This is a genomic window from Leptolyngbya sp. 7M (assembly GCF_018128485.1).
Window position 1 is genome coordinate 4,443,251 of record NZ_CP070897.1, and the last position, 12,286, is coordinate 4,455,536.

General features: G+C 50.0%; 12 protein-coding genes and 2 pseudogenes. 6 read left to right on the forward strand and 8 right to left on the reverse strand.

All coding sequences use genetic code 11. The features are described from left to right. Positions 1–80 precede the first annotated feature (80 nt). Positions 81–248: a DUF2996 domain-containing protein gene (locus JVX88_RS22745; protein WP_211620491.1), complete on the reverse strand. Its 168-nt coding sequence runs from the start codon at positions 246–248 to the stop codon at positions 81–83. Positions 249–382: 134 nt separating this feature from the next. Here JVX88_RS22745 and JVX88_RS22750 point away from each other — a divergent pair, with 134 nt between their 5' ends. The 5 genes from JVX88_RS22750 to JVX88_RS22770 all read left to right on the forward strand — a co-directional run bounded on the left by JVX88_RS22750 (position 383) and on the right by JVX88_RS22770 (position 4,523). Next, entirely contained in the window at positions 383–1,762 is a 1,380-nt protein-coding gene (locus tag JVX88_RS22750; protein WP_211620493.1) for a HetZ-related protein, read from the forward strand. Positions 1,763–2,153: 391 nt separating this feature from the next. Then, positions 2,154–2,336, forward strand: a complete 183-nt coding sequence (locus JVX88_RS22755) for a hypothetical protein (RefSeq protein ID WP_211620495.1) — start codon at positions 2,154–2,156, stop codon at positions 2,334–2,336. A 31-nt stretch (positions 2,337–2,367) separates the two neighbouring features. Continuing rightward, complete coding sequence (locus JVX88_RS22760; protein WP_317134410.1) at positions 2,368–2,574, forward strand: ATP-binding protein; 207 nt, start codon at positions 2,368–2,370, stop codon at positions 2,572–2,574. A 101-nt stretch (positions 2,575–2,675) separates the two neighbouring features. Beyond that, on the forward strand, positions 2,676–3,131 hold the full coding sequence (locus JVX88_RS22765) for a response regulator (protein ID WP_211620497.1): 456 nt from the start codon (positions 2,676–2,678) through the stop codon (positions 3,129–3,131). Positions 3,132–3,335: 204 nt separating this feature from the next. Then, positions 3,336–4,523, forward strand: coding sequence for a response regulator (locus tag JVX88_RS22770; RefSeq protein ID WP_211620499.1), 1,188 nt, complete (start codon positions 3,336–3,338; stop codon positions 4,521–4,523). A gap of 9 nt (positions 4,524–4,532) precedes the next feature. Here the strand turns inward: JVX88_RS22770 and JVX88_RS38900 are convergent. The 3 genes and pseudogenes from JVX88_RS38900 to dnaN all read right to left on the reverse strand — a co-directional run. Next, a pseudogene (locus JVX88_RS38900) lies at positions 4,533–5,378 on the reverse strand (ABC transporter ATP-binding protein); the annotation flags it as partial. A gap of 218 nt (positions 5,379–5,596) precedes the next feature. Further along, positions 5,597–5,794, reverse strand: a complete 198-nt coding sequence (locus JVX88_RS22775; protein ID WP_211620501.1) for a type II toxin-antitoxin system RelE/ParE family toxin — start codon at positions 5,792–5,794, stop codon at positions 5,597–5,599. Positions 5,795–5,971: 177 nt separating this feature from the next. After that, the gene (gene dnaN, locus JVX88_RS22780) at positions 5,972–6,475 is read right to left on the reverse strand and encodes a DNA polymerase III subunit beta (RefSeq protein ID WP_410503797.1); all 504 of its coding nucleotides are present in this window, start codon (positions 6,473–6,475) and stop codon (positions 5,972–5,974) included. 41 nt (positions 6,476–6,516) lie between these two features. On the opposite strand from dnaN, the pseudogene JVX88_RS22785 reads away from it, so the two are divergent. Further along, positions 6,517–8,598, forward strand: a pseudogene (locus tag JVX88_RS22785) (dihydropteroate synthase); the annotation flags it as partial. Here the strand turns inward: JVX88_RS22785 and JVX88_RS22790 are convergent. From JVX88_RS22790 to ylqF, 4 genes are all read right to left on the reverse strand, one after another. Beyond that, on the reverse strand, positions 8,550–9,191 hold the full coding sequence (locus JVX88_RS22790) for a hypothetical protein (RefSeq protein ID WP_211620503.1): 642 nt from the start codon (positions 9,189–9,191) through the stop codon (positions 8,550–8,552). The pseudogene JVX88_RS22785 and the gene JVX88_RS22790 overlap by 49 nt on opposite strands. A 165-nt stretch (positions 9,192–9,356) precedes the next feature. Then, positions 9,357–9,929, reverse strand: coding sequence for a hypothetical protein (locus JVX88_RS22795; protein ID WP_211620505.1), 573 nt, complete (start codon positions 9,927–9,929; stop codon positions 9,357–9,359). Positions 9,930–10,292: 363 nt separating this feature from the next. Beyond that, complete coding sequence (locus JVX88_RS22800; RefSeq protein WP_211620507.1) at positions 10,293–10,739, reverse strand: DUF4142 domain-containing protein; 447 nt, start codon at positions 10,737–10,739, stop codon at positions 10,293–10,295. 640 nt (positions 10,740–11,379) lie between these two features. Next, positions 11,380–12,243 (reverse strand): ribosome biogenesis GTPase YlqF, encoded by an 864-nt coding sequence (gene ylqF / locus JVX88_RS22805; RefSeq protein WP_211620509.1) that lies wholly within the window; start codon positions 12,241–12,243, stop codon positions 11,380–11,382. Between the last annotated feature and the right edge of the window lie 43 nt (positions 12,244–12,286).

Below are 12,286 nucleotides of genomic sequence, written 5' to 3' on the forward strand. Positions count from 1 at the left end.
AAAGCTACCGCTTTGGGGCTAGATTTTATGTTTATGATGTTATGACTGCCCTACCGATGAGTCGAACTGATGGGGCAGATTTAATTCATCACTAGCCATTTCTGTCCGTTCAAGCGCTGCACCGTATAGAGCAACAGCAAATCTAAGTTCACTTTGCGCTCATCAATCATAAAGGACTCGATCAAAGTAGGTTGAGCGCCATTGTCTGCACACGTGAAAAATTTAGGAGCCTGAATATCTGTAGACACAGGAAGTGGAGCAGAAACAACTTCGCTCGTTTTGGACTCCTAATTCTTAAACCCAGTATTTCTTGAATTTAGGAAGATCCACAACTTGCACCCGGTGTGATTCTGCCTGCTGTTGTGCATCACCGGAAACAGCCATGAATGTTGAACCTGTAAACTCTGCTAGTCCCCCCAACTCAAACGATCATCCATCTCAATCAACTGAGATTGCTTCGACCGGGGTGCCATCATCTGAATCGCTGAAACAGCCGCAATCGCTGAAACAGCCGGAACAGTCTGAACGATCCAAACAGCCTGAACGGTCCGAACAGCCTAGCCAGCCGACTGTCCTGCTACCAGAGACACTGGCTACTTCTTCTAACCGCGCTCCCGACCCGCTTCAGGACGAAAATCAAATTTTGGCGCTGGTTCAGCAGATCTTAACGGAGTACCAAGCCGAGTTACCGGCTCTGTCAGCTTCGGTGCGGGCAGTTGTGACTCGAATCGCTGTTGAAGTTGTACGCATTTGTAGTAAGAGCGACCGGATTTACAATTCGGGTGAGGTGCAATTCTGGCAGATGAAGCTAGCTCGTCTGCGCATGCAAAAATGCCTCAACTACTACCGGCTTGGCTCTCGACAAGGTCGCGTCGAGTTGATGAGCCACTTGAGTACGATGGTCTATCGCCACATTGCTCCCCATCAGTCGCAGCTCGGCTTTTCGGCCCGCTATAACGCAATTGAGGATTTCTTGCAAGGGTTCAACGTTGAAGTGCTCAAAGCCTTTCGGCGGGAGAATGGGCTAGATGCCAACTACTGCCCCAAAACTCGCCTAGAGCTTGCTGAATATATGGCCTTTACCGAGCAGTATGCCAAGCGGCACATCCTGCTGCCAGGACAGCGCAAACAGCAGTTGATTGTTTTGCGTGCTCAAGGGTATGCTCAACGTCAACCTCCCGAAGCTGTGCTCGACCTAGAGTTAGCGATGGACTCAGCCAAGGGAGAAGAAGCGGAAATGCACAGCCGCTCCGCCATGATGCAGCAGGTGCGTGAACAGATGGTTGCCGAAACCGTTGATCCTGCCGACTCGGTGATCCGTGACCGGGTCATTACGGAATTAATCGAGTATCTGGAGGAACAGGGGCAACCTGATTGCGTTGAGTATCTGATCCTAAAGCTTAAGGATCTGTCTGCGCCTGAAATTGATGACCTGCTCGGTCTCTCTCCCCGTCAGCGGGACTATTTGCAGCAGCGCTTTAAGTACCATGTCGAGAAGTTTGCCCGATCCCATCGCTGGCAGTTGGTACACCAATGGCTAGGAGCAGACCTCGACCAAAATCTGGGCATGACTCAGCAGCAGTGGGATCTATTCCTTAGCCGATTGACGCCTGATCTACAGCAGCTCCTGCAGCTCAAGAGCAAGCAGCTTGACGACCAAGAGATTGCTAAAATTCTGAAATGCACACCTGTACAGGTGAGAAAGCGCTGGGTGAAGCTACTGAATTTGGCTTGGGAAGCTCGCAATAGTTCAACCGTGTAGTCGTTGACCTCCTGCATCGATGCCAATCGATGTTAAGATTTGCACGAAAGCAACTATGCAAACAACCATTTGAACCACTTCAGTCAATGGGTTCCCTTGGCTGAGTTGATTTTTCGCAGCTCTACTTGATTTGTGCATTCCAAGTCCGTGCTGCGGTGACGGGGGCAACCACCATATTCAAAATTTAAAAGAAATGAGATGATGTCAGGGTTCTAAAACTTTGTTGTTGTAACTGATATCATTACGCTGTTGCTTGATCAGGGTGATTTCTGCGTTCTCAACCGCTCCACTTAGTTATTGGACTTCAGTCATTGGGCTTTAGTCATTGAGCTACGGATGCAGGTTGATGAGTTGACTGCTAGAACAGCGTTGAGCGAGAAGGAGCCGCATAGTGACAGCAGGATCAGAGTTAACCCCTGGGACCTTAGTGGATCGCCGCTACCGAATTCAATGCACCCTGGGACGGGGCGGATTCGGACGGACATATTTAGCAGCCGATGAGCGGCGCTTTAACGAACTCTGCGTGCTGAAAGAATTTGTACCTAACAGTCAGGCCGATCCGGTCGTGGGCTGATCCCCAAACCCTAACCAAGCCAATCTTTTACGTGCGCGACAACGGAATTGGCATTCGGGAACGCCATCTGGAAACGATTTTTCGGCTGTTTAAGCGACTGCATCCCCAAACCATGTACGGCGGTGGCACGGGCGCAGGGCTGACCATTGCCAAAAAGATTGTCGAGCGGCACGGCGGCGAAATGTGGGTCAACTCCAACTATGGTGAGGGGTCGGTGTTTTATTTCACGCTGGAGTGATTAAGCTTTTTAATAGCTCTGCTAAACTTAACAAATGATTACAAAACTTTACGAGATCTAGAATGGGATAAGCTTTTTAATAAAATCTTTAGATTCATCTCATGACGGTAAAATCTTACGAGCCTTTACTAGTTGCCGAGGATAGCGACGAAGATTTCGTAACGTTGCAGCGCTTGATGCAGCGAATGAAGGTGCAAAACCCAATTTACCGCTGTACCGATGGCGATTCGGTGCTGGATTTTTTGCAGCAAGTCGGTGAATTTGAGGAGTCGGGCAGGGCACTACCATCGGTAATTTTGTTGGATCTAAATCTACCCGGTACCGATGGCCGCGATGTCCTGGCCCAACTCAAGCAGGACCAAAGCTTGCGGGAAATTCCTATCGTTGTGTTTACGACATCGTCTAACCCAAAGGACATTGAGTTTTGCTACCAGAATGGTGCAAACGGCTACTTGATCAAACCCATGGATGCCCGCGAACTGCAAAGAACGATTCAAGCCTTTGTTGACTATTGGTTAGAGGCCAATATGCCTCCAATTCAGCCATCCCAATCATGAATGGTGATCACCCTAGGCCACGCTCATAACCTTGACAGATCTAACCTGTGGCCCTAGCTTGCATCCACACTGCCCTGCCTCTAAAGCAACTATTGCTCAAATTGAAGAAATTTTAGATTTTGCTTTTACTACGAATAGATTTTTCCCAGACTCTGCAAGTTGTGACATCCTTAATAGAGGAGAGTGACCTTCTCCAGGTGAATTATGGTAGAAACCTGCACGCTGCTAATTGTGGATGACTGTGCAGAAGATAGAGAAGTCTGCCGGCGGTATTTGCTCAAAGATCCACAACAGTCTTATCAAATTTTGGAAGCGGATTCGGCAGAAGATGGCTTGTCGCTGTGTCAAGAACGCAATTGCGACGCTATCTTGCTAGATTTCTGTTTACCCACGATGAACGGATTGGAATTCCTTGATGCCCTGAAGCAGCACCAACCCGATCCAGTACCCGTAATTTTGCTCACTGGCTACGGGGCCGAAGAGGTGGCCGTCGAAGCCATGAAGAAAGGTATTCAAGATTATTTGATCAAGCAGCAATTGCAGCCCGACGTACTCCAGCTCACGGTCCGCAATGCCATTCAGCACTGGCAGTCTCAAATTCAGCTCAACAAAACTGAACAGCGGCAGCGGCTCGTCAACACTATTGCCTTGCACATGCGGCAATCTCTGGATCGCCAACAGGTACTGCATACTGCCGTTACTCAAATTCAACAGCTTTTGGAATGTGACCAGGTGGCAGTCTATCAGGCGCAGTATGGCGAAGCTCAACCACCCGACCTCAGCAAATGGCAACAAGTCATAGCAGCCGGACGCTCTAGAACTGTATCTCCTCCCCCTAGCGATCTCTGGATCGAGACCATCGAGGCGGCAATCCATCAAGCAGACCCAGCTAATGCCGCCATTGACCCAACTGGAGGGAGTTGGGAGACGCAAAACAAACTGATTCTGCCGCTTTTTCTATCATCTACCGAGGTCACGCAGGGACAGCCTATTCAGAGACAGCGATTATGGGGTGTGCTCGTGGCTCAGCACAGTGCGGTGAAGCCATGGCACAGCGATGAAGTTGAGATTGTGCGAGAGCTGGTCACTCAGTTGGAAAGTGCTTTGCAGCAGGCTGAACAGTTTAGCCAAATGCAGGCAGCGTTGGAGCAGGCGCAGCAGCTCAATGTTTTTAAGTCGCAAATGGTGGCAACGGTTTCCCACGAGTACCGCAATCCCCTGACGGCGATCTTAGCCGCAGCTTCTACCCTCAAACTCTACAGCGAACAATTCGATTTGGCGCAGCAGCAGCATTGCTCGCTGATACTCATCCATCAATTCACTCAGGTCTGTGAAGGGCCACAGCAACCGTTGAATGATAAACACCAGAAAGCCATAAGTACCAGCCGATAAATTGCCACGGGCGACGGCAACACCACCCAAAAATAGAGTCGCTGTGAACCCGACCAGAATCACAATCCGAATCAACGGCACAAAGGCAGCACTCAGGGCGATCGCTCTTGCATTACTGCGACGGTAGGCTTCACTTTCAACGGTGACGCGATCGCGCTCATACTCCTCTGCCGTAAAGCTTTTGATCGTGGCAATGCCAGAGAGATTATTGGTCAATCGACTGCTGATCAAGCCACTTTTCTCTCGCACATCGGCATAGCGCGGCTCCAGTTTGGCTTGAAACACCATCGATCCCCAAAGCACAAAGGGAATCGGTAGCATTGCCCACCAAGATACACCGGGAGCCAGGGCAATGAACGTACTGCCGACAAACAGAACGGTGGTGAGAAAATGGAGAATGTTGTGAGCGCCAAAGTTAAGGAATCGCTCCAATTGATTAATGTCATCGTTGAGGATCGACAGCAGCATCCCGGTACTGCGTTCCTCGAAGTAGCTCAGTTCCAACTCTTGCAAATGGCTGTAGGCATCGACGCGCAGTTCGTGCTGGAGGGTTTGCGCGAGATTTTGCCATAGCCAACTGTAGAGATATTCGGTGAGGGATTCTAAGCTCCAGATCAGCAGGGTTAGTAAGGATAAAATTGCCAGTTGTCCGGTGATGCTGGTGATACCAAATCGAGCGATCAGGGAGTTTTCTTCACTCACGACGACATCAATGGCAATGCCAATCAGATAGGGTGGAGCGAGGTCGAAGATGGTGTTGAGGATGGAGCAGATGATTGCGCTCCAAATCTGAACCTGATAAGGTTTGGCATATCGGAGTAGACGCAGGAGTGGTTGAGCAGAGCGAATGACCATTTGTTAAAATGAGAGCTTAGAAACCTCTCAAGAATCTGTAAATTTAAATCTTTTTTTTAGTTTTTACCTAAAATTGTGTTGAAACTGTATATTACTCAATCTGACTCTCCTTCCAAAATGTTACTGATGTCTTGAGTTGCGTATAGAATTCGCACTACCTCGATCGCATCACCCCGCTCAAAGTAAAAAATCAGATATTTTTTGAAGCCCTTTACTGCCTATTTCCTTAATCCTTGCAATCGAGAATTCTCAACAGAAGGACTGCCTACTCCTGGTATTCTGGCAAGTTGGGCGATCGTCGATCGTGCCGAATCAAAAAAACGCAATGCTGCTTCGAGGTTATTTTCAGCAATATAGGCAAAATAATCATCTAAATCCTGGCTTGCCTTCGGTCTGATGATGATTCGCTTGGTCATGTGTCAGTCTGGAAGGGAGATATTCAGCATTCGTCACCAACCCCAAGCTGTTACATCATCTGCTTTCAGGATAGCTAGAAACACTGCCCATTCAGCTCGCTCGACTGCTTCAAAAGGCTGGCTACGACACTATCCGCACCAGAGAGCTTCCTTCGACAGCCAAACCGCAATTTTTACTTACGATCTCACCTGCACCGGCATCACCAGATACGTCATCTTCATGCCACCGATGGGATTTAGCACCGAAGGGCTAGTGGCGGCATTGAACTGCATTTGGACATCGGTCGTATTGAATGCCTTTAGACCTTCCAGCAAGTATCGGACGTTAAAAGCAATTTCGAGATCATCACCCGAAATTTGAGCCGGGATCGCTTCTCGTCCGCTGCCAACATCTTGGGCATCGACAGATAGGACAATTTCTTGCTTGACGCTGTCTAGATTGATTTTGACAATGCTGTTCTTTTGATCGGCCAACACTCCGATCCGCTCCAGCGCCGACACAAACAGCCGCCGCTCTATCGTCATTTGACGCGAAAACTGACGGGGGATGAGCTGGCGGTAGTTGGGATATTGGCCTTCTAGCAGCCGGCTAGTTAAGCGTTGATTTGCCCACTCGCACACCAACTGACCTGGATCAAACCGCACCGCAACCGAGTCCGCAGCCGAGTTGAGCTGGATCATCCGCTCTAATTCTCGCAGTGCTTTGGCAGGCACAGTGCGGCGTATTGGCAATTCTGGAACCCTATCCGATTGATATCTTGGGACTGAACTGCGCCACAGGCCCCGACCGCATGGCTGACCACATCAAATATTTGACTGAAAACGCACCGTTTGTTGTGTCCTGTATCCCCAATGCTGGTTTGCCAGAGAACGTCGGTGGCCATGCCCACTACCGGCTGACGCCGACCGAACTGCGGCTGGCGCTGCATAGGTTCGTTGAAGATTGGGGCGTGCAGGTGATTGGTGGCTGTTGCGGTACTCGACCTGAGCACATCAAGGAGCTGGCCGAAATTGCTAAAACCCTGCGGCCCAAAAAGCGGGCAGTGCGGATCAATGAGCGCGCCTGGATGAACGGCCAAGTCTATGCCTCGGAGACGCCTCGTCCGGCGTTGAACTACAGTCCGGCCGCGGCCTCAATCTATACGGCCCAACCCTACCAGCAGGACAATTCCTTCCTGATTGTGGGGGAGCGTCTCAATGCTAGCGGTTCTAAAAAAGTGCGCGAGCTACTCAATGCCGACGACTGGGATGGCCTGATTGCGATTGCCAAATCCCAGGTAAAGGAAGGTGCCCATGTCTTAGACGTGAACGTAGACTACGTGGGCCGGGACGGGGAACGCGACATGCAGGAGTTAGTTTCGCGGCTGGTCACCAACGTCACGATTCCGCTAATGCTCGACTCCACTGAATGGACCAAAATGGAAGCTGGTCTAAAGGTGGCGGGAGGCAAATGTATCCTCAACTCCACCAACTACGAGGATGGACCAGAGCGCTTCTTTAAAGTGTTGGAGCTAGCTAAGAAATACGGAGCTGGGGTGGTTGTCGGCACAATCGACGAAGACGGCATGGCTCGTACTGCCGCCAAGAAATTTCAGATTGCTCAACGAGCTTACCGAGATGCCGTCGAGTTTGGTATTCCGCCCCATGAGATTTTCTTTGATACTCTGGCGCTGCCCATTTCAACTGGGATCGAGGAGGACCGGGAAAATGGTAAAGCCACGATCGAAGCAATCCAGATGATCCGCGAGCGATTGCCTGGGGTGCACTTCATGCTGGGCGTGTCCAACATTTCCTTTGGCCTCAGTCCGGCAGCCCGGATTACCCTCAACTCCACGTTTCTGCATGAGGCGATGCAGGCCGGCATGGATGGAGCAATTGTCTCAGCTGCCAAGATCTTGCCCCTGGCCAAAATTACCCCCGAGCAACAGGAGGTTTGTCGCGATCTGATCTACGACCGCCGCCGATTCGAAGGTGATATTTGCGTCTACGATCCCTTAACTGCTTTGACCACGATGTTTGAGGGCGTCAGCGCCAAGGATGCCCGGTCTGGATCGTCGCTGGCCGACCTACCGATCGAAGAACGTCTGAAGCAGCATATCATCGACGGTGAACGGATTGGCCTAGAAGAGGCGCTGAAGATTGCCCTGGAGCAGTACCAGCCGCTGGAAATCATCAACACATTCCTGCTGGATGGCATGAAGGTAGTGGGTGAACTGTTCGGCTCTGGACAAATGCAGTTGCCCTTTGTGCTGCAATCGGCAGAAACGATGAAAGCAGCTGTGGCCTTCCTGGAACCGCTAATGGAGAAGACTGATGCCAGCGATGGAAAAGGCACATTTGTGATCGCCACAGTCAAAGGAGATGTGCATGACATCGGCAAAAACCTGGTGGATATCATCCTGACCAACAACGGCTATAAGGTGATTAACCTCGGCATCAAGCAACCGGTAGAGAACATTATTGACGCTTACCACGAGCACAAGGCGGACTGCATTGCTATGAGCGGTCTGCTGGTCAAATCCACGGCCTTTATGAAAGAAAACCTGGAGGTATTTAACCAGCGCGGCATTACGGTGCCAGTTATTTTGGGTGGAGCGGCCCTGACGCCCAAGTTCGTCTACGAAGATTGCCAGAACACCTACAGCGGTCAGGTGATCTATGGCAAGGATGCCTTTGCCGACCTCACCTTTATGGATCGGCTGATGCCCGCTAAACAGCAAGGCAAATGGGATGACCTGGCAGGTTTTACCGCAGATTACGCCCAGTACAACCAAAAGGGTCGCCAAGCCGTAGAAGCCGCCGAGCCTAGATCGGCGCAGATAGTGTCGTTTGGCAAATGAAAAAAGCTGACAATACTATTGATAACCGTTTGTACCCGCTGTTTACTCGCGCTTGGATGGGATTGTTCGGTCTTGCTGTTGAAGATATAGTCGGTTGCGTCAATTAAAATCACGGCTCTAGGCTGGTTTAAGTCGATGCCTAGGTGCTTAGCTTGGTTCAACACTACACTACTGACATGACCCCGCAGCAGACTATAGATTAGCTGGTTTTTCAATTCATACTGGTTGGCTGACGAATGAGGAACTCGCTGGTTGGCAAGCGTTTCTAGTAAAGCATCCACTAGCTGCAGCGAAACGGCTTCTCGCTCAAACGATTGGATCAAATTGGCGTCATTAACAGACGAGCGACAGTCCAACAAAAGTTGCAAAAGCTTGAGAACAGAAGATTGGTCTGAATCCCAATTCAAGCCGTCACCACTCAGGCGAGAGGCACAGTCGGGCAGACCGCGTTCATCGGTTCTTGCTTCAGTCGCACAGGCAGACGAACGAAAAGATACAGCCGTTCCCACTGCATCGCCGTTTCCTACTTCTGCTGAATGGGCAAACTGGTCGAACATAGAGGAGCATTTATTTGAATAAGATGATGAACAACCCTATCAACTCTGAGAACGCCTGTGATCATTCCCAAGAGGAATCGTCTGTGAAATCAATGTGTGATTGATAACACTTAGCTGCTTTAGAATTGCCCAAGCATCTGCAAGATATGGTTCAAGAAAATAGGTTCAAGAAGCGCTACTCCGCCGTTTGCGAGTCGAACTGGTGCGTGAACTGGAGCGAGTTGTTTTGGTTTCAGCCTGCTTTTGACTCGATGGCCGTCTACCTCGTTTCGGAGCTGCTTCAGGCGCTTCGGTGGGAGCTGCTTCAGCCAATTGTCCGTTCGATTGTCCGTTCTGGGCCGGTTCAGCCTCTGCCGCCATTGCATCTAGTCCTGAGCCTACCTCAGTTTCCAGGGTTTCTAGTGCTTCCGCCTTCCCTGTAGTTTCTGTAGACCGCCGCCGCCCTGAAGAAACAGAACCTTTTGCTTTGGCTTGGCGGTTGCTGCGAGCTAGGTAATGCTTGAGGGAAGAAGGGGCAATTGCAACGCCTTGTGCTGCTAGCATGGCTGTAATGTCTTCGTAGGAATAGCCCTTATCTAAGGCAGCCGTAATATGCCCGCGCAGAGCATCCACAACTTCTCGCAACGAGAGCTGTTCTTTTGGCTTTTCTGGCAGTTCCTGCAAAATCTGGGATGCTTGATTCACCGCATCCTTCGAGACGAGAGTTGCGTTGGGAGAACGTCTGGTAGTTGAAATCATTGCCTAATAAACTAATCGTTTAGTTTAATCTTAACTAATCCTAACTGATTATTGCTAATACTAAATCTTTTTTGTCGAATCAATTCGCGCCAAATTCTTTAATTCTGTTCTCGCTCAAGCTGTAGATTTAGCTTCTCTTATATGATCTACAGCGCGCTAGCATCGGCTAATCATCCTAGTCCCGCTCATACCCCGCTGCTTTTAGATGTGTTGTCTTCAGCGGTGGGATGATTGAGGGAATTGCTGCGTAATCAACCTTCTGCGCAGATCTGAGCGAAAGACTAACCAATCGGTCAGCGGCTGCAAGAATTTTGGCAGAAGGTTGAAGACGGTCCTTGCGAATGCCAATTGAGTTGAGGCTGGTCAACGAACTGGGGAGTCAGGCATCGTGGGTGCTGGACTGCGGCCAGCGTTGCTGCGGGGTGTAGATTGGTTACTCTGAGGTGGGGTATCGATCCGGGGAGGAACTTGAGCCACTTCATACCCCGTCAGAGCGCTAGCGGTGTTGTAGTGCTGGGTGATAATTGATAAACCTTGAGATGCCAAGCGGACTAAGTCCTGATTTTGTCCCAACCCCGCTTCCCGCTGATAGATTGCAGCATTTTCCAGATGGGCATTGATACCAGTTTCGTTCATAAAGGCGACATCAAACTGCTCACCAGAGAGGGACATCAAGCGCTGCATCACTTCCTGATCTCTAGGCGTAGGTTCTGAAGGTAAGTTAACGCCGAGACTGGGTGCCAAACGCACCAAATTATGACTGGATTTTTCTGCGAATTGACGGCTGCGTAATCCTGCAACATTGAGCAATTCAACGATTCAATCAGCCTATCAAATGATTGGATGGTCATATCTTTTGTCAGCACAAGTAAATACAAGATTTCACGAGTGGGTGAGAACCACAGAGCAGGCTATTCCTCATCAGGAAATTCCTAGAGGTTTTAATCAAGCTTAATGAAACTTAGATTTTCTAAGTAATACTACGTAAAACCTAAGAGAGTTTAAATCGATTTGAAAACCATGGGCAATCGCAATATTGCTTAGATGCTGCACCACTTAGCTTCTGAAAGTTCAATGGCTTTACTATTGTTTTGAGATCTAAAAACGGTGTAGTATACTAGGCTTTCACTAGCGGCAATTCGCCAACCGCTGCTTATATCAAGTCGGCTTGAACAACCCCAATATCGTAAGGGCGAAGCATTTGCGAAGTGAATTCTAGGTGTGGTTACAGAGCTTGTGATGCAAATGCTTCGCCCTTACCAGAACTATAGCTAATCAACCAGACTTGATATTAGTGCTCCGCAAAGTAGGGGAAATGGCCTATTTGCAAAGCAGCCCTACAAAACGCGACAGATGATTGTTTGCACCTCATGTTCAGGCATCTGTAAGCTGAAGTCATAGTGCCGTTATGCCTACAGAGTTAGCCAGTATAAAAACCTTTAGCAAACCTTTAGGAGGGCGGTAATTCTAGGGCAATCGCTCCCAATATGCCTTTACGAAAATCATTCAAGATCTGGCGAGCCGTGCGTTCTGAATCGCCTCGATATTTCTGTTCGGCTAAAACGGCAATATAGCTTTCGCCGGTTAGATCCGTTGGATCGAGTCCATACCGTTGATCGAGGGTTGCCAACACTTCTACCCCAGTCAGACGCGGAGCCACCTGTTTGAGCAGGTCTACAAAGGCGGCTGCTACTCGTTGGGTGTCGTAGGCTGCTTCGCCAATGTCATCACAGATCGCCAGCTTAAGGGCCGCCGTTTGATCGGTGAGTTTAGAGGGCAAAACTCCAGGGGCATCGAGTAATTCGATTTGATCCGAGATGCGGACCCAGCGCAGTTGCCGCGTTACACCCGGACGGCGCGCGCTCTCTACCACTCGGCGATTTAACAACCGATTGATCAAAGCTGACTTGCCTACATTGGGAAACCCGATCACCACCGCTCGAACTGGACGCGGTAACATGCCCCGATCCCTTCGTCGTTGATTGATTTGCTCACCAATGGCCTGAACCGCTTTAGCTACTGCAGGCACTCCCTGTCCTTGGTTGGAGTTAGTAAAATACGGCTCTTCTCCCTGCTCGCGAAACCAATGAATCCAGGCTTGGTGGACTGCAGGTGGAATCATGTCTACGCGGTTCAGGACCAACACCCGGCCTTTGTTCCCAATCCACTGGGACACCTGAGGATGCTGAGTCGCTAGCGGAATGCGGGCGTCTCGTACCTCCAGCACCACATCCACTTTTTTGAGCTGCTCAGCTAACTGCCGCTCGGCTTTGGCGATGTGACCGGGATACCACTGAATGGGAGGAGAAGTCATGGGCAACAGGAGCAGGAACTTCTCCCCTATCTTAGGATAGATA